At 69.4% G+C, this 23271-nt stretch carries 16 protein-coding genes and 1 other RNA gene; 5 read left to right on the forward strand and 12 right to left on the reverse strand.

What is annotated here, in order from left to right; all coding sequences use genetic code 11:
- Positions 1-41: 41 nt before the first annotated feature.
- The gene (glpK, locus tag OIE13_RS24275) at positions 42-1559 is read left to right on the forward strand and encodes a glycerol kinase GlpK (RefSeq protein ID WP_326636242.1); all 1518 of its coding nucleotides are present in this window, start codon (positions 42-44) and stop codon (positions 1557-1559) included.
- A 151-nt stretch (positions 1560-1710) separates the two neighbouring features.
- On the opposite strand, the gene OIE13_RS24280 is transcribed toward glpK, so the two are convergent.
- On the reverse strand, positions 1711-2079 hold the full coding sequence (locus OIE13_RS24280) for a roadblock/LC7 domain-containing protein (protein WP_326636240.1): 369 nt from the start codon (positions 2077-2079) through the stop codon (positions 1711-1713).
- 153 nt (positions 2080-2232) lie between these two features.
- Positions 2233-3147 carry a hypothetical protein gene (locus OIE13_RS24285; RefSeq protein WP_326828802.1) on the reverse strand — a complete coding sequence of 305 codons (915 nt, stop codon included), beginning with the start codon at positions 3145-3147 and terminating at the stop codon, positions 2233-2235.
- Between the two features lie 479 nt (positions 3148-3626).
- Here OIE13_RS24285 and OIE13_RS24290 point away from each other — a divergent pair, with 479 nt between their 5' ends.
- A complete protein-coding gene (locus tag OIE13_RS24290) occupies positions 3627-3992 on the forward strand; it encodes a hypothetical protein (RefSeq protein WP_326636236.1) in 366 nt (121 codons plus the stop codon).
- A gap of 206 nt (positions 3993-4198) precedes the next feature.
- Here the strand turns inward: OIE13_RS24290 and ssrA are convergent.
- The 5 genes from ssrA to ftsE form a co-directional block, all read right to left on the reverse strand.
- Positions 4199-4583: a transfer-messenger RNA gene (ssrA, locus tag OIE13_RS24295) on the reverse strand.
- A gap of 474 nt (positions 4584-5057) precedes the next feature.
- Positions 5058-6947 carry a penicillin-binding transpeptidase domain-containing protein gene (locus OIE13_RS24300; RefSeq protein ID WP_326636233.1) on the reverse strand — a complete coding sequence of 630 codons (1890 nt, stop codon included), beginning with the start codon at positions 6945-6947 and terminating at the stop codon, positions 5058-5060.
- A complete protein-coding gene (gene smpB / locus OIE13_RS24305; protein WP_326636230.1) occupies positions 6944-7411 on the reverse strand; it encodes an SsrA-binding protein SmpB in 468 nt (155 codons plus the stop codon). Before smpB ends, OIE13_RS24300 begins: the two co-directional genes overlap by 4 nt.
- Positions 7412-7532: 121 nt before the next feature.
- Positions 7533-8441 carry a permease-like cell division protein FtsX gene (ftsX, locus tag OIE13_RS24310; RefSeq protein ID WP_326636228.1) on the reverse strand — a complete coding sequence of 303 codons (909 nt, stop codon included), beginning with the start codon at positions 8439-8441 and terminating at the stop codon, positions 7533-7535.
- 31 nt (positions 8442-8472) lie between these two features.
- A complete protein-coding gene (gene ftsE / locus OIE13_RS24315) occupies positions 8473-9162 on the reverse strand; it encodes a cell division ATP-binding protein FtsE (protein WP_184939289.1) in 690 nt (229 codons plus the stop codon).
- 236 nt (positions 9163-9398) lie between these two features.
- Here ftsE and OIE13_RS24320 point away from each other — a divergent pair, with 236 nt between their 5' ends.
- Positions 9399-9587 (forward strand): hypothetical protein, encoded by a 189-nt coding sequence (locus OIE13_RS24320; protein WP_326636222.1) that lies wholly within the window; start codon positions 9399-9401, stop codon positions 9585-9587.
- A 75-nt stretch (positions 9588-9662) separates the two neighbouring features.
- Here the strand turns inward: OIE13_RS24320 and prfB are convergent, their stop codons facing one another.
- Positions 9663-10781, reverse strand: a complete 1119-nt coding sequence (gene prfB / locus OIE13_RS24325) for a peptide chain release factor 2 (protein WP_326636220.1) — start codon at positions 10779-10781, stop codon at positions 9663-9665.
- A 65-nt stretch (positions 10782-10846) separates the two neighbouring features.
- On the opposite strand from prfB, the gene OIE13_RS24330 reads away from it, so the two are divergent.
- Positions 10847-11956, forward strand: coding sequence for a hypothetical protein (locus tag OIE13_RS24330; protein WP_326636218.1), 1110 nt, complete (start codon positions 10847-10849; stop codon positions 11954-11956).
- A 197-nt stretch (positions 11957-12153) separates the two neighbouring features.
- Here OIE13_RS24330 and OIE13_RS24335 read toward each other — a convergent pair whose 3' ends face one another.
- Entirely contained in the window at positions 12154-17034 is a 4881-nt protein-coding gene (locus tag OIE13_RS24335) for an NAD-glutamate dehydrogenase (protein ID WP_326828803.1), read from the reverse strand.
- An 836-nt stretch (positions 17035-17870) separates the two neighbouring features.
- Here OIE13_RS24335 and OIE13_RS24340 point away from each other — a divergent pair.
- On the forward strand, positions 17871-19409 hold the full coding sequence (locus OIE13_RS24340; protein ID WP_326828804.1) for an FAD-binding oxidoreductase: 1539 nt from the start codon (positions 17871-17873) through the stop codon (positions 19407-19409).
- Positions 19410-19525: 116 nt separating this feature from the next.
- On the opposite strand, the gene OIE13_RS24345 is transcribed toward OIE13_RS24340, so the two are convergent.
- The 3 genes from OIE13_RS24345 to OIE13_RS24355 form a co-directional block, all read right to left on the reverse strand.
- Positions 19526-21508 (reverse strand): acetoacetate--CoA ligase, encoded by a 1983-nt coding sequence (locus OIE13_RS24345; protein ID WP_326636212.1) that lies wholly within the window; start codon positions 21506-21508, stop codon positions 19526-19528.
- Positions 21509-21667: 159 nt separating this feature from the next.
- A complete protein-coding gene (locus tag OIE13_RS24350; protein WP_326646977.1) occupies positions 21668-22402 on the reverse strand; it encodes an HAD family hydrolase in 735 nt (244 codons plus the stop codon).
- Positions 22403-22630: 228 nt separating this feature from the next.
- Positions 22631-23263, reverse strand: a complete 633-nt coding sequence (locus OIE13_RS24355; protein WP_326636211.1) for an HAD family hydrolase — start codon at positions 23261-23263, stop codon at positions 22631-22633.
- Between the last annotated feature and the right edge of the window lie 8 nt (positions 23264-23271).

Below are 23271 nucleotides of genomic sequence, written 5' to 3' on the forward strand. Positions count from 1 at the left end.
CAGCAGATCCCCGGAGAGTCTCACCAAGGAGGCACCACGCAATGCCTGACTTCGTCGGAGCGGTCGACCAGGGCACGACGAGCACCCGTTTCATGATCTTCGATCACGGCGGCAACGAGATAGCCCGGCACCAGCTCGAACACGAGCAGATCCTGCCGCGGGCGGGGTGGGTCGAGCACAATCCCACGGAGATCTGGGAGCGCACCAGGGCGGTGATCGAGACGGCGCTGAACAGGGCGGGCCTGGTCGCCGCCGACCTCGCCGCGCTCGGCATCACCAACCAGCGCGAGACCACGGTGGTCTGGAACCGGACCACCGGACGCCCGTACCACAACGCGATCGTCTGGCAGGACACCCGCACCGACCGGATCGCCTCGGCCCTGGACCGCGACGGCAGGGGCGACGTCATCCGCCACCGGGCGGGCCTCCCCCCGGCGACGTACTTCTCCGGCGGCAAGATCCAGTGGATCCTGGAGAACGTCGACGGGGTACGCGAGGCGGCCGAGGCCGGAGAGGCGATCTTCGGCAACACCGACACCTGGCTGCTGTGGAATCTCACCGGCGGTACCGACGGCGGCGTGCACGTCACCGACCCCACCAACGCCAGCCGCACGATGCTGATGAACCTGGAGACCCTCGACTGGGACGACGAACTGCTGTCGTTCTTCGGTATCCCCCGCCGAATGCTGCCTGCCATCGCCCCCTCCTCCCATCCCGGCCTCTACGGCACCACCAGGAGAGGCGGCCCGCTACGTGGCGAGGTCCCGCTCTCCGGTGACCTCGGCGACCAGCAGGCCGCCACAGTCGGACAGGTCTGCTTCGAGGTGGGCGAGGCCAAGAACACCTACGGCACCGGCAACTTCCTGCTGCTCAACACCGGCACCGAGTTGGTCCGCTCCAAGCACGGCCTGCTCACCACCGTCTGCTACCGCTTCGGCGAGGAGCCGCCGGTGTACGCGCTGGAGGGTTCCATAGCCGTGACCGGTTCCGCCGTGCAGTGGCTCCGCGACCAGCTCGGCATCATCTCGGGGGCGGCGCAGAGCGAGTCACTCGCCCGGCAGGTCGAGGACAACGGCGGCGTCTACTTCGTGCCCGCCTTCTCCGGCCTCTTCGCGCCGTACTGGCGGTCGGACGCCCGGGGCGCCATCGTCGGCCTGTCGCGCTTCAACAACAACGCCCACCTCGCGCGGGCCACCCTGGAGGCGATCTGCTACCAGAGCCGCGACGTGGTCGAGGCGATGCGGCAGGACTCCGGCGTCACCCTCGACGTCCTGCGGGTCGACGGCGGCGTCACCGCCAACAACCTGTGCATGCAGATCCAGGCCGACCTGCTCGGCGTACCCGTCTCCAGACCCGTGGTGGCCGAGACGACCGCGCTGGGGGCCGCCTACGCGGCGGGGCTGGCCGTCGGCTTCTGGAAGTCGAAGGACGAGCTCAAACAGAACTGGCAGGAGGGCCGCCGCTGGGAGCCGCAGTGGTCCGAGGAACAGCGGGCCGCCGGCTACGCCGGCTGGAAGAAAGCGGTCGAACGCACCCTCAACTGGGTCGACGTGTCCTGAACGCAGCCGGATCACCACCGGCGAACCCGCCTCGCGCCGACGGCCGGGGCCCGCCCTGTCTCCCCCTGTCTCCCCCTGTTTCGCCCACCCCGCGCCGCACACCGCCCCTGACCGGTGGTCCCTCGAACACCGGTAACCCGCCGGCCCCCGGTCAGGCTCCGGTGAGCAGCTTGCCCAGCCGCTCCACCGTGGGCCGGGACTCCACGTGCAACCGGGAGACGTCCAGCCCCTCGTCGGCGAGCACGACGAGCAGCGCCTCCTGGCGGACGGCGTAGACGACGATGTATCCGCCGCGGCAGCGGGTCACCACCTCACGAAGCTCCCCCATGCCCACCTCGTAGCCCGTGCGTTTACCCAGCCCCAGCGTGGCGGCGGCCAGTGCGGCCAGCACCTCGGGCCGCGAGCCCTCGCTGTCGGCCGCGACGAGCAGTCCGTCCACCGACGCGACGGCCGTCTCCAGCACGCCGGTCACCTGCTCACGCAGGATCTTCAGCTCGGCGAGCACCGCCTGCTTGCTCATCAAATACCTCCAGCGTGAAAACCCCGGGACTCAGCCATGGGGTGCGAAAGCGGCGCGGTGCCACTCGATGTTCTCGGAAATCTGAGCAGGCGCAGCCTGTGCGGCGGCCGTTCACGGCCTGCCGCCACCCTGCCGCCGAGCGGGTCCATGATCTCATCCCCCCTCGGGGCCGGGGTCGCCCGTCTCCTGCGGGGGCAGGGACCTGAGGGCGAGAAGAGGCCGGGGCGGGGCCGGGCCTCCCCCTACGGGGGCCAGCACTTCGTTGATCCTGCTGGTACCCGGGCGGCGGCGGGGCAGCCGGGCAGCCGGGTCCTCGTCCTTTCCGCCGGGCTCGGGGACGAGCGCGGCTCCGCTCGGCGCGGCCCCGGAGCCGTCGAGGTCGAGCGCTCCTTCCTCGACCATCCTGGCGATCTCGCTCATCACCGCGAACAGGCCCTTGCCCAGCACGAAGGCGATGTCGCGCGGTGTCCTGCGGCCGTTCGCCCGTTCCAGGACGGCACGGCGGGTGCGGTCGGAACCGAGCATCGTGGGAACGGGGACGGCCGGGGGCACGGGCCTGACCCGCATGGACAGGTCGAGCCGGCGCCAGGCCGCCACGTGCTCCATCCGGCGGGCTGTCTCCCGCGCGAGCCGCTCGGGCCCGACGCCCGGCAGGATGGGCAGCAGCGGCAGGGGGCCGCCGGGCCCGGCCGGTTCGGCGACGCACGACTCGACGCCGTAGAGGGTCATCGCGAACACCGCGTCGAAGAGCGCGGCCATGCACACCGCCTCCAGGCCCGCCTCGCCGACGACGCCGCGCCCGGCGAGTTCCGCGGCCAGCCGGTCGGAGGGGGCACCGGCCGCGTACGCGTCGGTCCACTCCTTCTCCGACACCCGGCCCGACCTCAGCAGCAGCGACTCCGGGCCGGGTGCGGCCGGTGTCGCGGCGGCCACCACCAGGCCGTTCCTGATCCACAGGGTCCCTCCGGGGCCGCCCTCAACGCGGAGCACGCCGGAGAATTCCTCCCGGGAGAACCGGAGCAGAAACGTCCCGATCTCCCCCAGGACCTCCGGCTCCCCGGTGGTCACGCCGCCATCCCGCGCCGTGGCAGGGAACGGTCCACCGCCCCGCGGGGCGGATTCGGCTGAGTCACGGCCGATGACGGCACGAAGTCACCTCTGGTTCCGCTCGCGGCGGCCGAGCCGTTCACGTACGGAATGCGGGTCGGCCTTCACCACTGTGTTTCCTCCATCTACCCCTGGCGGGCGCGCCCAGCCGGGAAAAGATGCCGCCGCACACGCCCCTGGCGAGCCGGGAGGCGTCCGGGCACGGCGGACCTCCCACTCCGCGGACGGGACAGGTCATGCCCTCGGCCGTGGGATGGAGCTCCAGGTATCTCCCCGAATGAACCGGGCATCCGGCACTACACCCTACTGCATTTCACTAACAGTAGTAGGTAAGTGTACTTTACGTATCTACAGTCACAAATGACCTCGCCTGTATATGCGATACCTCCGTACTACGAGGCGTCAAGGCCCGTACCGGTCCCCCGGGGGGAAAGAAGCTCATGAACATCGAAACCGCCCTCAAGGAAGCCATGACGATCGACGGTTCGGTCGGTGCGGCACTGGTCGACTACGAAAGCGGCATGTGCCTCGGCACGATCGGAGGAAGTCGCGACCTGGACCTGGAGGTGGCGGCGGCGGGCAACACCGAGGTCGTCCGCGCCAAGGTCCGGACCATGGCTGCGCTGAACGTCAACGACTCGGTGGAGGACATCCTCATAACGCTGGCCAGGCAGTATCACATCATCAGGCTCCTGGCCGACAGCGGCGGCCACACCTTCCTCTACCTGGTGCTCGACCGGGACCGTGCCAATCTGGCCCTGGCCAGGCACCACCTCCGGCGCATCGAAAGCTCGCTCACCATCTAGGTGTACGAGGAGCGCGGCCACACGCCGAAGGGCGGCCGCTCCGGGCGGAGAGGTCCGGCGAGCCTCCTGCGACCGGCCGCGGCAGCGGATGACCCGCACGACACACCGGGGATCCACGCACACGAACGAAGGGCGGTCAGGACGGCGGTGGAGCCGACCTGACCGCCCTTCGGCGATCTGTCCCGCACGCCAGGCGTGCGGGACGGGGGTGGAGGTGGCGGGAATCGAACCCGCGTCCTTCAACTTCAAGACAGGGCTTCTCCGGGTGGAGCCTGCTGTGCTTTTCTCAGCCCCGGCAATCACGCAGGCAAGTCGCCGACGGGCTCAGCCACTGTAAGATTTCCCGATCTTCCCCGTGGCCGGGTCGATCGGTTGAGCCTCCTAGCGATGCCGGATCCGGGCCGGAGGCGCTCCCGGGCCGGCAGAAGTCACTCGCTGCTTAGGCGGCGAGTGCCAGGTTGCCCTGGCTGACTTCGGAGTGCGTCTTATTGGCACTTGTTGGTCGCGGTCACAGTGTTAACGAGGTTATGTCCGCAGTCCTCGACCCGCTTCACCTGGCTTGCAAAGCCAAAGTCGAAACCAGTCACCCCCTGTTGAATTTTCAACCCGTCCCCAAGGGGGCGAGCTATCCGAAGATACCCGTTACAACAGAGGTAACGCCAATCGAATTCCCGCCCGACGCGCCGGGCGAGGTGGCGAAGGCACCGTACGAGGCGGTGCGGGCTCAACGGGGTGGGGACTCGACAGGGCGCGGGCCCAGCGGGGCGCAGGCCCAGCGGGGCGCAGGCCCAGCGGGGCGCAGGCTCAACGAGGTGTGGGCTCAACGAGGTGTGGGCTCAACGGCCTGGGAACGCCGAAACCCCGGGGACGTCCGCGAATCGCGAGCGCCCCCGGGGTCGACCGGCAGGGTCGAGCCGGTCCTGACGGCAGGGCCTCCCCCGAGATGAGGCCCTGATCTCATCACAGCGACCGAGCCCGCAACCCCCCAAGCAGTGCTCGGTCACTTAGAAGGACGCAAACGAGGCACCCCATGGTTGCTCAGGGTGAAAAGAATATTCCGGGAGGTCACAGACCGGCGTGGAGCCCCTGGAAGAACCGTCCCGCGGCGGCCGCCCCCGCTGTGGGGTCGGGGCTCTGCATCAGCACGGCGACGGCCACGTCCCCCTGCCACCCGACGAACCAGGCGAGCGGCTTGCGGTTCTGCGAGGCGGCGGCCGTGATGCCGTGGACGGGATCGCCGGGGGCCGTGGCTGCGCGTGCCGAGCCCGCGGTCACGCCACTGCGCATGAAGGCGCGGAGGGTGCCGACGGTCTTGTCGTCCAGCTTGATCGGGTCGGGCGCTTTGTAGGGCTCGGTCTCCGTCGTGGCGTCGGCGGTCCGGGGGTCGGTGACCAGGACCGGCGGGCGCCAGGTGCCCGAGGCGGCGGCCCCGGCGACCAGTGCCATGGAGAGCGGGCTGACCAGCACGTTCTGCCCGGCGAGTGCCTTCGCCGTGGCCGCGTCGTTCTTGAGCGGCCTCATGGAACCGCTGAACCCCTTCAGCGGCAGGGCCCAGGGGGACCCGATGCCGAACTTCGCGGCGGCGGCCGCCAGTTCGGAGCCGTCGATCCTGCGGGCCAGTGCGGCGAGCGCGGTCACACAGCCGGTGGCGAAGTTGGCCTGGAGGGTCGGCGTCCCCCCGATGGGCGCGCCCTCCTGGTGGAACTCGGCACCGCCGACGGTCCTGTCCGCCGGGCAGGCCAGCTTCTGCCTGGGGCTGATCCGCGCCTTGAGCATGCCCTCGACGGACATGATGGAGAACGCGGTCCCCGCGGGGAACCTCCCGGCGAGGGCGTGCTTCTCCTGGTTGTACTCGTTGGTGCTGGACACCGCCAGGATGTCGCCGGTCGAGGCCTGAACCGCGACCAGCATGCCGGACCCGCCCAGCAGAGCGCTGTCGGCGGCCTTCTGGTGGGCGCGGTCGAGCGTGGTCTGGACCGGCGAGGTGGCACGGTCGGGCCGCCACTTCTTGAGCTCGGTCACCTTGAGCGTCTTGAGATCGACAGTGATCACGCGGGTGTCGGTCGAGCCGGTCAGGTGCTCCTGGTACGCCTTCTGCAGACCGGCCCTGCCGACCGTGTCCCCGGCCCGCTGCGGGCCGCCGAGCTGCTGCTCGGTCTCGGGGGTGACGGCGGTGACGGTGCCGACGATCTGGGTGGGCGAGGCGGGGGCGACCGCCTGCTCCTGCTCGGTGAGGATGATGCCGGGGATCGCCTCCAGCTGGGCGCGGAGCTGCCCGAACTTCGCACGGCCGAAGGTGACCAGCGGTACCTGGAGGTTGGGCTGGGCGGAACGGATCCGGCTCAGCAGGCGGTCATGCGGAAAGCCGGTGATCTTGGAGAGCCGCTGGCAGAGCCTGTCCGCCTCGTCGTTCTTCAGATTGGCCGGAATCACGCTCGCCACGTGCAGGACGGCCTTCTCCTGCAGCGGGTCGCGGTTGCGGTCGAGGATCGGCTGGCGCCCCTCGGGGGTGACCTTCACCGCGAACCGCTGACCTTCGCGCAACTGGGGGTGGAGAACGCTGGGCGACCAGCGCACCTTCCAGTGGCCGTCGACCAGGTGGAGCGGGAGCTTGCCCTCGTACTCCCACAGGGGGTTGTTCTCCCCCAGGTCGACCTCGGCGTCGAAGTCGGCCTCGACCTCGTCCGCGGCGCGCCGCATGCTCTTGACGTTGAAGCGGAACGAGGCCGCGTCGAGCTGGAGTTTGGCGTCTTGGAGTGCCCGGCTGACCACCTTCTCGTCGCCGTCCGTCCGCCTGGCCGCCGCGGCGTAGTCGCCCGTCTGCCAGCCGATCAGGAAGTCGCGCACCGCCTCGTGGGCCGAGGGCTCCTCGAAGCAGGCGGACAGCATGGGAGCCGTCACCGCCAGCGCGAGCGCCGCGGAGACGGCACGCCCGGCCTTCCCTCTCGTGGTCATCTGTTCCTGTGCCTGAGCGCGCGTGCCATCTCCCGCTTGGCCTGGTTCTCGGCCAGCGTCTGCCGCTTGTCCCAGTCCTTCTTTCCCTTGGCGAGGCCGATCTCGATCTTGGCCCTGCCGTCCTTGAAGTAGATGGCGAGCGGCACCAGGGTCAGGCCGCCCTCCTTGGTCTTGGCGACCAGCTTGTCGATCTCCTTGCGGTGCAGCAGGAGCTTGCGGGTACGGCGCGCGGCGTGGTTGGTCCAGGTGCCCATGGTGTATTCGGGGATGTGGACGTTGATCAGCCATGCCTCGCCGTCCTTGATGACGGCGTACCCGTCGAGGAGGGAGGCACGGCCGAGCCGCAGCGACTTGACCTCCGTGCCCTGGAGCACAAGACCAGCCTCGTAGGTGTCCTCGATGTGGTAGTCGTGCCAGGCACGCTTGTTCTGGGCTATTACCTTCCGCCCGGTCTCACGTGGCATGTGTTGAGCCTACCGGTCACCGGGGCCGCGAACCGCGCCCGAGAGCGCGGCCTCGGCCGCGCGCGGTGCGCGGGCGCCGGGCGCCCGCGCACCGCGCGACGGTCACGGAGGAGCGGGGGCGTCACACACGCAGGTAGCGGCGGAGCGTGACGAAGGAGGCCAGCACACAGATGAGCACGCCGAAGACCATGGTGACGCTGATCACCGAGGCGACCGTCTCCCAGGAGAGCTGACTGTTGGGAGAGAGGTAGAGCTGCACCCCGTCGAAGAGGAAGACCTTGCTGACGATCAGCAGCATCGCGGCCAGCACACCGCCGATCAGGCCGGCGATGACGCCCTCCATCACGAACGGGAGCTGGATGTAGAGGTTGGAGGCGCCCACCAGGCGCATGATGCCGGTCTCGCGCCTGCGGTTGTACGCCGAGAGCCTGACGGTGTTGCCGATCAGGAGCGTGGCCGCGAAGACCAGGATGATCGCCACCACCAGGGCCGCCCAGCGGAGCTTCTCCAGCAGCCCGAAGAACTTCTCCAGGAGCTCCTTCTGGTTGACCACGTTGGAGACCCCAGGCGCGCCCTTGAGCGCCTCGATCACCGGCCCGTAGGCCTCCGGGTCCTTGAGCTTGACCCGCAGCGACTCGGGCATGTCCTCGACCTGGATGGCGGAGAGCAGCACCGTGTTGTTGGCGTTCTGGTCCCGGAAGTTCTTGTAGGCCTCGGCCGCGTTCTCCACGGTGACCTGCTGGACCTGGGGCATGGCCTCGACTGTCGCCTTCAGCTCGGCCTGCTCCTGAGCGTTGACTCCGCCGCTGCCCTTGCACTGCGGGAAGGGGTCGTTCTTCTTGCACAGGAAGACCGAGACCTCGACCTTGTCCGCCCAGAAGTCCTTCATGCTGGAGATCTGGGAGTTGATCATCAGACCGACGCCCAGCAACGCCATGCCGATCGCCACGGTCACGATGACCGCGATGGTCATCGTGAGGTTGCGGCGGAGGCCGATCCAGACCTCGGAGAAGATGAAGTTTGCCCGCATGCTCTTCCTGTCGCTCTTTCCGGTCCTGGTGTCAGTACGCCTGGCCGTACACGCCCCGCGACTGGTCACGGACGATCTTGCCGTCCTCCAGTTCCACCACCCGCTTGCGCATGGAGTCGACGATGGCCGCGTCGTGCGTGGCCATGACGACAGTGGTGCCGGTCCGGTTGATCCGGTCGAGCACCTTCATGATGCCGATACTCGTCGCGGGGTCGATGTTTCCGGTCGGCTCGTCGGCCAGCAGGATCATCGGCCGGTTGACGAACGCCCGGGCCATCGCGACCCGCTGCTGCTCGCCACCGGACAACTCGTCGGGCATCCGGTGTGCCTTGCCCTCAAGGCCGACGAGCTCGACGACCTCGGGGACCACCTTACGGATGAAACGCCGGGGTTTACCGATGACCTCCAGAGCGAACGCGACATTCTCATACACGTTCTTGTTCGGGAGCAGCCGGAAGTCCTGGAAGACACAGCCGATCCGGCGGCGCAGGTGCGGGACCTTGAAGTTGGACAGTCGGGCGAGGTCCTTGCCGGCCACGTGGATCGCGCCCGAGTTGGGGCGCTCCTCCTTCAGGACCAGGCGGAGAAAGGTCGACTTCCCGGACCCCGAGGGGCCAACGAGGAATACGAACTCGCCCTTGTCGACATCGACGCTGACGTGGTCCAGCGCGGGCCGGTTCTGGTTCGCGTAGACCTTGGTGACATTATCAAAATGGATCACGGGCGCATCACGGCATGCCAGTCTAGGGGGTAGGACGGTCGCAGGAGTGGCAGAGGACCACTTCCACCTCTCGCCGATCGGGGGGCGCCGGTCATTTACGCTTGATCGACGTTCCGGTTGGCCGGTGCCCAGTCTAGGGGGAAGACCGGCATGGAACGTCCATAACGGAAACAAAACGATTCGGCGCCCGGTAACGAGCGGATAAAGTGGTTCTGACCTCGAAGAGGGAGGACGGCATGAGCTGTGAAGACCTGGTCTGCGCGGGGTGTGCTCACCCCGTGGCCGAGGGCCGCTGCCCTCGCTGCCGCGCGTACCGCGCTCAGCACCACCACGGCCTCGGCGGCATGACCCCCGCGTTCGTCGCGCTGGTGCTGATAGCGCTCTTCTTCCTCACCCTGGCCCTGAGACATCTCAGCGGGGCCTGAGCGGCGCCCCCCGGGGACACGCCTCACGGACGCCGGGCGTCCGTGAGCTGTGCCCATGAGGCGAGGGCGCGGGCTTCAGCCCTCGACACCCGCCTCCTGGCGGCGGGTCCAGCGGATCTCGGCCTCGATGAAGCCGTCCAGGTCACCGTCGAGCACCGCGCTCGGGTTGCCCGCCTCGGCGCCCGTCCGCAGGTCCTTGACGATCTGGTACGGGTGCAGCACGTAGTTGCGGATCTGGGTGCCCCACGACGTGGTCGACTCGCCACGGATCTCGTTCAGCGCCGCCGTCTCCTCCTGCCGCTTGCGCTCCAGCAGCTTGGACTGCAGGACCGCCATCGCGGTCGCCTTGTTCTGCAGCTGCGAGCGCTCGTTCTGGCAGGAGACCACGATGCCGGTGGGCAGGTGGGTCAGCCGGACCGCGGAGTCGGTCGTGTTGACGCCCTGGCCGCCGGGCCCCGAGGAGCGGTAGACGTCGACGCGCAGGTCGTCCTCGTTGATGTCGATGTGGTCCGTCGTCTCGACGACCGGCACCACGTCGACGCCCGCGAAGGAGGTCTGGCGGCGGCCCTGGTTGTCGAACGGGCTGATCCGGACCAGGCGGTGTGTGCCGTGCTCGCCACGGAGGGTGCCGTACGCGTACGGCGCCTTGACCGTGAAGGTCGTCGACTTGATCCCGGCCTCCTCCGCGTAGGAGGTCTCGTAGATGTCCGTCGGGTAGCCCTTGCGCTCGGCCCACCGCAGATACATCCGCTGAAGCATCTGGGCCCAGTCTGCGGCGTCCACCCCACCGGCCTGGGACTGGATGGTGACGACCGCCTCGCGGGCGTCGTACTCGCCGGACAGCAGGGTGCGGACCTCCAGCGCGCCGATGTCGCTCTTCAGGGACGCCAGCTCACGGTCGGCCTCGGCGAGGGTGTCCTCGTCGTCCTCGGAGGCGGCCAGCTCGTACAGGACGGAGAGGTCGTCCAGCCGCCGCCCCAGCGACTCGACCCTGTTGACCTCGCCCTGAAGGTAGGAGAGCCTGCTGGTGACCTTCTGTGCCCGTTCCTGGTCGTTCCACAGGTCCGGCGCGGCGGCCTGATCCTCCAGCTCCTCGATCTGCTTGCGTATCGCGCCGAGGTCGAGCACGTCCTGGATGCTGTTCAGCGTCCCGGTAAGCTCGTTGATCTGTTCTGCCGGATCGATGAGTGCCACGTCTGTAGAGGGTACGCGACCTTCACACCCGATCGTGTACAGCACTCTCCCCCAGCATGGCTAGCATGGCCCGCATCGGGGAACATCGGGAGGTGGACGTGCGCGGACACGGGCGATGGGGCGTGCTCGCGCTCGCGCTGGCGTTGACCACCGCGACCGCGGCGTGTTCCGATCCCCGTTCCGTTTCCGGGAACGCGCGGCCGAGCCCGCCGGGACCTCCGGCCGGTGACACGTCGGCCGCCCGCCCCACGACATCGCCGTCGCCGTCGCCGCTCCCGCCGCCCCCGGTCACGCTCGCCGGGGCGGCGAAGGCGCTGGCGGGCATCCTGGGCGCCGACGGGGTGCTGGGAGCGGCGACACCGCACCTGGACGCCGACCGCAGGATCATGCTGGCGCAGACCCGCGACGGGCAGGAGGCGCTCACGGCGGCGGCCTTCAACGGTTCCGCCGAGGCACTTCCCCCGTACACGTGGGGCACCCCCGAGCTGCTGGTCCCGCGCGGGCAGAACGGTCCCCTCTGGTTCGCCGCGATCGTGGACCGCAGGGAGCCCTCCGGCGGGGTCCGAACCGCCGTGCTGACCCTCATGCGGCCGCATGGGGAGGACTGGCGGCTCAGCTCGACCTCGCTGCTCGATGAGGGCACCCGGCCCCCTGAGATCGCCAAGGACGCCGACGGGTACGCGACGGCGCTGGGCGAGGAGGACACGAGCGTGGCGATCAGCCCGCGGCTCATGGCCCCGCTGCACGCGACCTCGGCCGAGGAGGGCGAGCGGGGGTTCGCGGCCGGGCTGATCGAGAAGGGCCCGCACACGACCGGCTTCGCCGACGAGATCACGAAGAGGCGCAGGGACGGGAAGAAGAAGTGCCTGGGCTATGACTCGATCTTCGCCGCGAGCAACTACCCGGTGCACGCGCTGCGCACCGCCGACGGCGGCGCGCTGGTCGTCTACGCGCTGATCAGGACGACGACCAGGAGCGCCAAGATCGATCCGTGCGCGTCGGACGCCCGTATCCCGTCGGACGCCAGGAAGCTGACGACCGAGCGCTTCATGCGTGAGGAAGTGCGCACCGTGGAGACGCAGCTGTACGTGAGCACGGTCCCGGCCAAGGAGAGCGGCCGGCCCGCCAGGGTCATCGGCTACCTGGGCGGCCTCACGAAGGTCAGCGTGAGCTGATCCGCTCCTCCTCCGGAGCCGCCATGCCACGCGCCGCCCAGGCCCCGCGAAGGAGCCCGGGTGGCGCGTGGCGTGGCGGCCGGACCCCGCGAGGAGCCCGGGTGGCGCGTGGCGTGGCGGCGGGCCCGTGAAGGAGCCCGGGCGTGCGGATCACGCGCCGCAGGCCCGGGTCCCCGCGAGGAACCCGGGCGGGCGGCTCACGCCTCGGCGTGCGGGAGGTTGACGGTGGCCGCCAGCGTGCGGACCGCGCGTAGCGCCACCGACAGGGTCGCGAGGTCGAAGTTGTCGCTCTCCCAGATCTCCGACAGGGTCTGTTTCGCCCGCGAGACCGCGGCCGAGTTGGTCTCGGCCCAGCGCGCCAGACGCTCCTCGGGCGACAGTCCCGGCGCGCTGTGCACCAGGACGTTGTGGGTGAGCGTCGCGTGCGCGGCGTAGAGGTCGTCGCGGAGCGCGGCCCGCGCCATGGAGTTCCAGCGACTGTCCCTGGGCAGCGCGATGACGCGCTCGCGTAGCCTGGAGAGCTGGAGCCGGTCGGCGAGGTCGAAGTAGACCTCGGCGACGTCGTGCACCGGCCTGTCGCTGCGTACGGCCACCTCGACCAGGTCGAACGTGGAGTAGGCGGGCACCATCGCGGCGACCCGCTCGGCCAGTTCGGCGGGGACGCCCCAGGAGACGAAGCCGTCGCGCCGCTCCTCGAACGCGACCAGGTCCGCCCCGGTCAGCAGCTTGGGCAGGTGTGGCAGCAGGCCGTTCATGCTCTTGGCGAAGAAGTCGACGGTGGAGGCCAGGTCCAGCGGCGGACGCCGGTTGCCCAGCAGCCACCGGGTGCCTCGCTCGACGAGCTTGCGCGCCTCCAGCTCCATGGCGATCTGGGCGGAGGTGTCGACCTTGTTGTCCAGTTCCTCGATCTGGCGCCAGAGGCTGGGCAGGTCGAAGACCTCGCGGGTGACCAGGTAGGCGCGGGCGATGTCGGGAGTGGACGCGCCGCTCTCCTCGCCGAGGCGGAACATGAAGGTGGTCCCGCTGGAGTTGACCAGGTCGTTCACCACACCGGTGGTGATGATCTCTCTCCGTAGCGGGTGGGTGTCCATGTAGGCACGGACCTCCCCGTCGCGCAGCGCCGAGGGGAAGTAGGACACCAGCCAGGACGCCAGGTAGGGATCGTCCGGCAGGTCGGAGGCGAGGATCTCGGCATCGGTCACCAGCTTGGTGTAGGCCAGCAGCACCGAGAACTCCGGCGCGGTGAGCCCGATCCCGGACTGGCGGCGCTCGGCGAGCGTCTTGTCCGACGGCAGGAACTCCAGCTCCCGGTCGAGCAGTCCGGCCCGTTCCAGCCTGCGTAGCTGGCGCGAGTGGATGTGCAGCATGTCGGCCGCCTGCTCGCGGGCGGCGGCCAGCACCACGTTCTGGTCGTAGTTGTCGCGCAGGACCAGCTGGGCCACCTCGCCGGTCATGTCAAGGAAGAGCTGGTTGCGCCGCTTGTCGGTGAGCTCCCCGTCGCGGATCGCCCTGTCCAGGAGGATCTTGATGTTGACCTCGTGGTCGGAGGTGTCCACACCGGCGGAGTTGTCTATGAAGTCGGTGTTGACCAGCCCGCCGTTGAGCGCGAACTCTATCCGGGCGAGCTGGGTGAAGCCCAGGTTGCCGCCCTCGCCGATCACCTTGCAGCGCAGCTCGCCGGCGGTGACCCGCAGGCCGTCGTTGGCCTTGTCGCCGACGTCGGCGTTGGCCTCGCTCGACGCCCTGACGTAGGTGCCGATGCCGCCGTTCCACAGCAGGTCGACCGGGGCCCGCAGGATGGCGCTGATCAGGTCGGCCGGGGCCAGCGACGTCACCTCGTCGTCGATGCCGAGCACGGCGCGCATCTGCGCGGAGACGGGAATCGACTTGGCCGTACGGGGCCAGACGCCACCTCCGGCGGAGATGAGCGAGGTGTCGTAGTCGGCCCACGAGCTGCGGGGCAGCGCGAACAGCCGGGCGCGCTCGGCGTGGCCTCGTGCGGCGTCCGGGTGGGGGTCGACGAAGACGTGACGGTGGTCGAACGCCGCGACCAGCCGGATGTGCTGGGAGAGCAGCATGCCGTTACCGAACACGTCACCGGACATGTCACCGATTCCGGCCACGGTGAAGTCGGTGCTCCGGATGTTGACGCCGATCGTGCGGAAGTGGTACTTGACCGACTCCCAGGCGCCCCGGGCGGTGATGCCCATGGCCTTGTGGTCGTAGCCGATCGATCCGCCGGAGGCGAAGGCGTCGCCCAGCCAGAAGCCGTACTCCTTGGACACGGCGTTGGCGATGTCGGAGAACGTCGCGGTGCCCTTGTCGGCTGCGACCACCAGGTAGGTGTCGTCCTCGTCGTGCCTGACCACGTCGGCGGGCGGGACCACCCGGCCGTCGGCGAGGTTGTCCGTGAGGTCGAGCAGGCCGGAGATGAACATCCGGTAGCAGGCGATGCCCTCGGCCAGGGTGTCCTCCCGCAACCCCGACTTCGGTAGATTTTTGACGACAAAACCACCTTTGGAGCCGGTGGGAACGATGACGGTGTTTTTCACCATCTGTGCCTTCACCAGCCCGAGCACTTCGGTCCGGAAGTCCTCCATCCGGTCCGACCAGCGCAGCCCACCCCGCGCGACCTTGCCGAAGCGCAGGTGCACACCCTCGACCCGGGGCGAGTAGACGAACACCTCGAACTTCGGCCGGGGCAGCGGCAGCACGCTGATCGACGGCGAGTCGAGCTTCAGGCTGACGTACGGCTTGCGCTCGCCGTCGATCCGCTGGAAGTAGTTGGTCCTGAGCGTGGCCCCGATCATCTCCAGGTAGGCCCGCAGGATCCGGTCCTCGTCCAGGGAGGCCACCTCGTCCAGGGCGGCGAGGATCTCCTCATGCAGCGCGTCGGCCAGGTCCGAGCGGACCTCCGCCGGGCGCCGGGGGTTGAGCCTGGCCTCGAACAGGCGCACCAGCAACCGCGCGAGCCGCACGTTGCCCATCAGCACCCGCTCGATGTACTCCTGGCTGAACGTGGTGCCCGCCTGGCGCAGGTACTTGGCGTAGACGCGCAGGATCTCGGCCTGCTCCCAGGTCAGCCCGGCGGTCAGGACCAGCCCGTTGAACCCGTCGCTCTCCACCCGCCCGGCCCACAGGGCGCCGAACGCGTCCTGGAAGAGCCGTTTGAACTCGTCCCTGTCGACCTCGGGCGAGGGCGTGTAGCGCAGGCCGAAGTCGTAGATCCAGGCATCCTTGGTCGCCGGGTCGTTGTCACGGTCGATCTCGTACGGCCGCTCGTCGACCACCTCCACGCCCATCCGCTGGAGCAGCGGCAGCACCCTCGACAGGGAGACGGGCGCGCCGAGGCGGTAGAGCTTGAAGCGGCGCTCTCCCTCCGAGGCGTCGTAGGGCTCGTAGAGGTTCATCCCGATCTCGTCGGAGGAGTTGGCCAGCGCCTCCAGCCGGCGCAGGTCGGCGACCGCCATCCGGGCGGGGAAGTCGGCCTTGTACCCCTCGGGGAACGCCGAGGCGTAGCGGCGGACGAGCCCGGGGGCCTCGTCCTCGGGGCTCAGCTCGGTGATCGCGGTGACCAGGTCGTCCTCCCAGGACCTGGTGGCGGCGGCCAGCCTCGCCTCCAGCTCCTCGACGTTCACCGCGTCCGCGTGCAGTGGCCTGCCGCGCTCGCCGCGCACGACCACGTGCAACCGGGCGAGGGCCGACTCGCCGACCATCGCGCTGTAGTCGAAGGAGGTGCCGCCGAGCGCTCTGAGCAGGATGTCCTGCATCTTGAGGCGGATCTTGGTGGTGTAGCGGTCGCGCGGAAGGTAGAGCAGGCACGAGATGTAGCGGCCGTAGTCGTCAGGGCGGAGGAAGACCTTGACCTGCTTGCGCTCGCGGAGCCTGAGCACACCGAGCGCGATCGGCAGCAGCTGCTCCACCGAGGTCTGGAAGAGCTCGTCCCTGGGGAAGGTCTCCAAAATCTCGATGAGGTCCTTGCCGTCGTGGCTGTCGGCGGTCAGGCCGGCGAGCACGATCACCTCGGCCAGCTTGCGCCGGAGCACCGGGACGCGCGAGATCGACTCACTGTAGGCCACGTGTGTGAAGAGGCCGAGGAAGCGCCGCTCACCGATGACCTCACCCGAGGCGTCGAAGAGCTTGACGCCCACGTAGTCGAGGTAGGCGGGTCGGTGGACCGTGGCGCGGGTGTTGGCCTTGGTGATGATCAGCATCTGTTGCTTCTCGCGGGCCTTGGCGCGCAGCTCGGGAGGGAGCGCGGCGAAGCTGCCGGAGTCGGCGCTGTCGTTGCGGAGGATGCCCAGCCCCGTCCCCGGAATCGGGTGCAGCCTGTCGCCCTCCGCGCTCTCCTCCAGACGGTACTCACGGTAGCCCAGAAAGGTGAAGTGCCCGTCGGCCAGCCAGCGCATCAGCTCCAGGCTGTCCTCCACCCCGGCCGGATCGAGGGGCGGCGGGTTGACCGAGATGTCCTCGGCGGTCCGCAGGGTGAGCGCACGCATCTTGACGAAGTCCTCGACGGCGCCGCGCACGTCCTCCAGGACGCGCTGCAGGTCGGCCTCTATCGACCTGAGCACTGAGGGGTCGGTCTGCCTGTCGATCTCGAAGTGCATCCAGGACTCGGCGAGCGCCTGCCCGGTGACGTCCTCCTGGCGGTGCCCGAGCAGCTTGCCGGTCATGTCCCTGCGCACCTGCATCTGCGGGTGGATGACCAGGTGGGTGCCGATGTCATGGCGGTCGAGCTCCATCGTCACCGAGTCGACGAGGAAGGGCATGTCGTCGGTGACGATCTCCACGATGGAGAACCCGGGATCCCAGCCGTGCTCCTCCAGGCTCGGCGTGTAGGCCCGGACCAGAGCTCGGCCCTGGGGGCGCTCCCTGGCGAGATGCCTCTGCGCGATCGCCGGGCCGTACAGGTCGACCGGGTTCCGGCTCAGCAGGTCTTCCGGGGCGACATGCCGGTAGTAGAGCCGTAGGAAGGCGAGCGCCTCCTCCACGCTCACGTGGTCGCTGCCCGGTGTGTGCGCGCACGTCTCGGCGGCACTCCTCAGCAACTCGTCCTTGGCCTCGTCGAGCGGCATGTCGCTCTCACTCCTTTGTGAGGGATTTTGCATATTTTGGTGGGGGTCCATGTCAAAACTCATGGTTCCCGGCGGGGAGAAAGTGATGTCACCACGCACGCCCTCCGGGGTGCGGTGCCCTCTTGGGGCCACCCGCTCCCGGCCACGCCCCTCTTCCCCGGACCCGGGACCCGGGGCGTGGAACGCCCGCCACACAGTGGTTGCCTCGTCACGGGTGGGTGGGTTCCGGCCAGGTGCCACGGCTCATCATGTGAGCCGAGATCTCTCGCCGCTGCCCGCGGGGAACGGAAGGTCTCCGGGTCGGAGACGGCGGGCTCTCCCTGGGAGATGGCGGTAGGGCAATCATCCCACAGAGTCGCCTCAGTGAGGCTACGGCGCAGCCGGGCGAGTCTGGGCTCGCTCCCGGCACCTCGCCCGGCGGGCCGGGCCGTCCGGCCCGCGCTCCGCCCATCGGGCTTGGCCCGTGGCACGACACCTCCAGTGGCCCTTTGCCCCGATCCTCGTTGACCGGGGCGCACCACCGTTACTGATATCACCCGAAAACCGACCAAACGTCAATGTGACACTCGACCGTCGTCCATGGAGGAGGATTTCCACCGCCTCGTTAATCGTACGGTCCCGTAGGTAGGTCTGCTCGACGACTTCGCGGTGTTCTGGGGACGGTTGCGGATGACCCACAGGGCCGTCGAGATGTGTCCCGCCCTCGCACCGCGCGTGGTGCAGGAGACCTGAAGCCGTCGAGACCCGTCGTACGAACGGTGACGCAAATGTGACCAACCAGGCGGGCAGCGCGGTCGTCCTACCGGGTAGTCGACACGGAACCTCGGGGAGAACGCATGCGGACCGCTCCTGACAGGCGGGCATTTCTTCGTACCGGCGGCCTGGCCGCCCTGGCACTGAGTGCTCAGAGCCCCCCCGCCCTGGCACTGAGTGCTCAGAGCACCCCCGCCCTGGGCGCCACCGGCGTGACCGGCCGGAGTGCCACGGGCGCCGCGAGCGGGCCGCGGCCCGCCGACTGGCGGGCCCTGGCCGACAGGCTGGCCGGCAAGGTCATCCGGCCCGGCGACGCCTCCTACGACAGCGCCCGGCGGCTGTTCAACCCCACCTTCGACGCGGTGCGGCCCGCGGGCGTGGCCTACTGCGCCAACCCCTCCGACGTCGCCGAGTGCGTCGGCTTCGCGCGCCAGCTGAACGTGCCGCTGGCCGTACGGTCCGGCGGACACTCCTACGCGGGCTGGTCCACCGGGACCGGCCTGGTCCTGGACGTGTCCCGGATGAGCAAGGTGAGCCACTCCGCCGGGCGGGCGAGGGTCGGGGCGGGCGCCAAGCTGATCGACGTCTACGACAGACTCGCCGCGAGCGGGGTCAGCATCCCCGCCGGGACCTGCGCCACGGTCGGGGTGAGCGGGCTGGCCCTGGGCGGCGGGATCGGCGTGGTCTCCAGGAAGTACGGCCTGACCTGCGACGTGATGGAGTCCGTCCAGCTCGTCACGGCCGCAGGACAGCTGCTGACCTGCGACGCCAACCAGAACGCCGACCTGTACTGGGCCTCGCGGGGCGGCGGCGGAGGCAACCTCGGCGTGGCGGTCTCCTTCGAGTTCCGGACCCACCCGGCCCGCGAGGTCACCGTGTTCTTTCTGCACTGGCCGTGGTCGAAGGCGGTCCGGGCGCTGCGCGCCTGGGAGGCGTGGGGTCCCTCGGCCCCGGACGCCATGTGGTCGGGCATGCACCTCAGCCGCGACGGCGGGATGGACGTGCAGGTCGTCGGGCTCTACCTCGGCGGCAGGGCCGGCTGCGAGCGGCTGCTCGACCGGCTGGCCGACGCGGCCGGGTCTCCCTCGTCGAGTTACGTCAGACAGACCTCCTACCGCCAGGCCATGCTGACCATGGCGGGCTGCGGCTCGCTCTCGGTCACCCAGTGTCACCTGGGCGGGTCCCTGCCGGGGCAGACCAGGGGCGGGCGGCTGTCCAGAGACACCTTCACCGCCAAGTCGCACATGGCCTACCGCCCGCTCTCCGAGGCCGGGGCCAGGGCACTGATCGCCCAGGTCGCCCGCCCCGGGCAGCACACCGTGCTCCTGGACGCCCTCGGCGGCGCCGTCGCCCGGGTCCGCCCCGACGCCACGGCCTTCCCGCACCGGGCCGCCCGCTACAGCGTGCAGTACTACGCCCACCGTGCCGGAGCGGCCGGCTGGGCCAGGACCGCGCACGCGGCGATGCGACCCCACTTCGGCGACCACGCCTACGTCAACTACATAGACCCCGAACTCGGCGGCTGGCGCGCGGCCTACTACGGGGCGAACGCCACCAGGCTCGCCCAGATCAAGGCCGCTCGCGACCCGGGCCGCCTGTTCCGGGTCCCCCAGGGAATCTGACCTCGGGGACCGCCGGCGGGAGCCTCGCCGTCCGAGACGCCCGGTCCTTACCGGGCCGCCGGGTCTCCCGATCGGCGAACTCCGTCCCGAGACGTCGTCCCCGCGGGTCAGGACGGTCAGCGTCGCGCGGTGTCGGCCTCCGGGACGAAGTGGGAGAGGACCTCGGGGTTGGCCATGGCGTCGAGGTTGGCGGCCTTCTCCGGGGGGACGCCGAGGAGGATCTTGCGGATGGGAACCTCAAGCTTCTTGCCGCTGAGGGTACGGGGGATGCCGGGGACCTCGATGATCTCGTTCGGCACATGGCGCGGGGAGAGCATCTCCCTGAGCTCCCGGCGCAGGCGCATCACCAGGTCGTCGTCCAGGGGCACCCCCGGGGCCATGGTGACGTACAGCAGCAGGCGGCCCTCCTGCCCGAGCTGACCGGTGTCGATCACCAGGCTGTCGGCGATCTCCTCGAAACGTTCCACCACACGGTAGAACTCGCTGGTGCCCATCCGCACCCCGCCCCGGTTCAGTGTCGAGTCGGAGCGGCCGTAGATCACGGAGCCACCGTCGGGAAGAATCTTGATCCAGTCGCCGTGCCGCCAGACTCCGGGGTACTCGGAGAAGTAGCTGTCGCGGTAGCGCGACCCGTCCGCGTCGTTCCAGAACATCACCGGCATCGACGGCATCGGCAGGGTCACCACCAGCTCACCGACCTCGCCGATCACCGAGGCGCCCGACGGGTCGAGGGACTCGACCTTCGCCCCCAGGCAGCGGCACGGGATCACGCCCGCCCGGACCGGGAGCAGCGGGACGGCACCGACGAAGCCGGTGCACACGTCGGTGCCGCCGGAGAACGAGCCGAGCTGCACGTCCGGCAGCGTGTCGTGCACCCAGCCGAACCCCTCGGGCGGCAGCGGCGAGCCGGTGGAACCGAGCCCCCGCAGCCGGTCGAGACCCGACGGCTTGAGGCCGGCCTTCATGGACGCGATCACGTACGGAGCGCCCGTACCGAAGTAGGTGACCCCCTCCTCGGCGGCCAGCCGCCAGAGCTCGTCGGTCTGCGGGTAGGTCGCCGCCCCGTCGTAGAGCACCACCGTCGAGCCGACCAGCAGGCCGCCGATGAGGTAGTTCCACATCATCCAGCCGGTGGTGGTGTACCAGAAGAAGACGTCGTCCTCGCCCAGGTCCTGGTGGAAGGAGATCGCCTTGAGGTGTTCGAGCACCACACCGCCGTGGCCGTGCACGATCGGCTTGGGCAGCCCGGTGGTGCCCGAGGAGTAGACGATCCAGAGCGGGTGCCCGAACGGCACCGGCTCGAAGTCGAGCGGCCCCGCTACGGAGCGCAGCTTTGCCCAGCTCACCGTACGAACCGCTGATTCCGGCGCCGGAGCGTTCTCGGACGCGTCCTGCGCGTCCTGCGCGTCCTGCTGATCCTGAGCCGAGATCTGCACCCGCGCCACCAGGGTCGGCAACTTGGCGGCGATGTCCTGGACCACCGCGGCGCGGTCGAAGCTCCTGCCGTTGTAGTCGTAGCCGTCGACCGCGACGAGCACCTTCGGCTCGATCTGGGTGAAACGGTCGATCACACTGGAGGCCCCGAAGTCGGGCGAGCAGGAGGACCAGATGGCTCCCAGGGAGGCCGTCGCCAGGAAGGCGATCAGCGCCTCGGGGACGTTCGACACGTAGGCCGCGACCCGGTCGCCCCGCCCGACGCCCAGCGCGGCCAGGCCCGCACGGACCCGCGCCACCTCCTCGGCCAGCTCGCCCCGGGTGAACGTCCGCCGCCCACCCGCCTCGTCGCGGGCGACCACCGCGAGCCGCCCGGGGTCGGACGCGGCCCCGCGCAGCGCGTTGGCCGCATAGTTCACCGTCGACCCGGCGAACCACTCGGTGCCGGGCATCTCCCCCGACATGACGGGCCCGTCACCACGCTCCCCCACGACCCCGAAGTAGTCCCAGATCGACGTCCAGAACTCGGCGGGGGCGTCAACCGACCACTGCCACAGGGACTCGTAGTCACCGGCCCGGCCCAGCCGCTCCGCATAGCGGGTGACCTTCGCGTTCCTCACAACCTCCGGGGAGGGCTCCCAGAGCAGCGCACCTTCCTCAACCATGGCCCCATCCTCTCGGCGCCCCAACCGAATGTCATCCCCCGGGTTCACACATCGCCCCGGCAATCCATGTGGATCAGTCATATACGTCCTTGCCGCCGCACCCAGAAAGTACGTCACCACCAGCATCGATATCCATCCGGCCATCGATGCGGACAGGAGTCAGCGGCCGGCGGGGAAGTGACCGGCGCGGCGGGCCGGGGAGGTGAGGCCGGCCACGGCGGCCACCACCTCGGAGGGGTTGGAGAGGTCGGGCAGCACCAGGTCCGCCCCGGCCTCGTGCAGTTCGGCCGCCAGGGAGCGCCCGGAGGCGACGCCGATCATCGCGGCCCCGGCGATCCTGGCGGCCTGGACGTCCCTGGCCGAGTCGCCGATCAGCACCGTGTTGCTCCCGTCGAAGGTCGCCCCGTACTTCTGCTTGGCCCGGCCCTGCGCGACCTGCAGGAGGGTGGCCTTGGGATAGACCTCCTCGCCGTAACCGCCGATCTCGAAGTCGACGTACCGCTCAAGGCCGAACGCGGTCAGCTTGTGCCCGGCGTTGCTCTTGATCGTGCCGGTGAGCACCGACTGGACCACGCCGTCGAGCCTCGCCACGGCCTTCAGCGCGTCGCGGGCCCCGGGCATCATCCGGCCGTCCTTGGCCAGGCGCCTGCGCCGGGCTCCGAAGGAGGTGGCCAGCGTGTCGAGGAATCTGGGGAGGTGGTCGTCCTCGGCGACGATCCCGTTGATGGCGAGCATCTCGAAGACGATCTCAGAGTCCGGGCGCCCGTTGGGCTGGGTCAGCTTGACCAGGGGCCTGCCGGTGACAGCGAGGAAGGCCTCGGCGTATGCCTCGCGGGTGACGATGGACACGTCGACCAGGGTGAGGTCGATGTTCCAGAGAACGAGGCGGTTGATCGGAGCCTCCCGGAATGGGTGCGGATGCCCAGGGTACGGCCCGAGGCGCACAACGACCGCCTCCAATGCCGAAAACATTAGTTTTGGGTGGGGTTGCCCTGCACTGGTGCCCCATTTGCAGTGAACATCCCAATCAACGAAACTCCACCCCAATTCCCCGTCGTTCATATACCCGACTTGTAGCTATTTTTCGGATACGGTGACCTATCCAGATCCAAGGGACAGGGTCTAGGCGTGGTCGAGGGCGTTCGCGAGGGTGTCGACGACCGGGACGCCGCAGGCCATCAGGTCGGATCGGCTGGTCATGCCGCCGGTGTAGAGGACCGCGTGCGCGCCGACGTGCTGGGCGGCATGCGCGTCGTCCAGGCTGTCGCCGATCACGAGAACGTCGGCCGGGTCGATGCCGAGCGCGGCCAGGTGTGCCACCATCGACTCGGCCTTGTGCCCGCCGGACGCACTGCGCAGACCGTCGATCCGGGCGAAGTGGTGGTCGATGCCGAACTCCGCGATCTTGGGAAGCAGCCGGTCATGCGCCCACATGGACAGCAGCGACTGCCTGCCTCCCGCGTTCCCCCAGCTTTCCAGAGCGAGGAGCGCGTCGTCGGCCAGCCCGCACTCCAGCATCAGCCGGTGGTAGTTGTCGTGGAAGCCCAGGTCGAGCATCTCCCACTCGCCCTCGTGGAGGGCGCGGCCGAGCATGCGCTCGTAGGCGGCCCAGATCGGGCGCGTGTAGACGGCACGGAAACGGTTGACGTCGTAGGAGCCCAGACCGTACGGCTCGAACACCGCGTTCGTCGCACCGACGACGGCGTCGATGTCGTGGAACAGGGTGCCGTTCCAATCCCAAACAATGTGTCTCATATCGCCTT

It is taken from the genome of Streptosporangium sp. NBC_01810 (assembly GCF_035917355.1).
In the GTDB taxonomy this organism is placed as follows: Bacteria; Actinomycetota; Actinomycetes; order Streptosporangiales; family Streptosporangiaceae; genus Streptosporangium.

Bases quoted from the DNA above. Each gene is read 5' to 3' on its own strand.
- smpB (WP_326636230.1), bottom strand. From the start codon at position 7,411: ATGCCACGTGAGACCGGGCGGAAGGTAATAGCCCAGAACAAGCGTGCC.
- OIE13_RS24280 (WP_326636240.1), bottom strand. From the start codon at position 2,079: ATGAGCAAGCAGGCGGTGCTCGCCGAGCTGAAGATCCTGCGTGAGCAG.
- OIE13_RS24340 (WP_326828804.1), top strand. From the start codon at position 17,871: ATGCGGACCGCTCCTGACAGGCGGGCATTTCTTCGTACCGGCGGCCTG.
- OIE13_RS24300 (WP_326636233.1), bottom strand. From the start codon at position 6,947: ATGACCACGAGAGGGAAGGCCGGGCGTGCCGTCTCCGCGGCGCTCGCG.
- OIE13_RS24330 (WP_326636218.1), top strand. From the start codon at position 10,847: ATGGCCCGCATCGGGGAACATCGGGAGGTGGACGTGCGCGGACACGGG.
- ftsX (WP_326636228.1), bottom strand. From the start codon at position 8,441: ATGCGGGCAAACTTCATCTTCTCCGAGGTCTGGATCGGCCTCCGCCGC.
- OIE13_RS24345 (WP_326636212.1), bottom strand. From the start codon at position 21,508: ATGGTTGAGGAAGGTGCGCTGCTCTGGGAGCCCTCCCCGGAGGTTGTG.
- OIE13_RS24290 (WP_326636236.1), top strand. From the start codon at position 3,627: ATGAACATCGAAACCGCCCTCAAGGAAGCCATGACGATCGACGGTTCG.
- OIE13_RS24355 (WP_326636211.1), bottom strand. From the start codon at position 23,263: ATGAGACACATTGTTTGGGATTGGAACGGCACCCTGTTCCACGACATC.
- glpK (WP_326636242.1), top strand. From the start codon at position 42: ATGCCTGACTTCGTCGGAGCGGTCGACCAGGGCACGACGAGCACCCGT.
- OIE13_RS24320 (WP_326636222.1), top strand. From the start codon at position 9,399: ATGAGCTGTGAAGACCTGGTCTGCGCGGGGTGTGCTCACCCCGTGGCC.
- OIE13_RS24335 (WP_326828803.1), bottom strand. From the start codon at position 17,034: ATGCCGCTCGACGAGGCCAAGGACGAGTTGCTGAGGAGTGCCGCCGAG.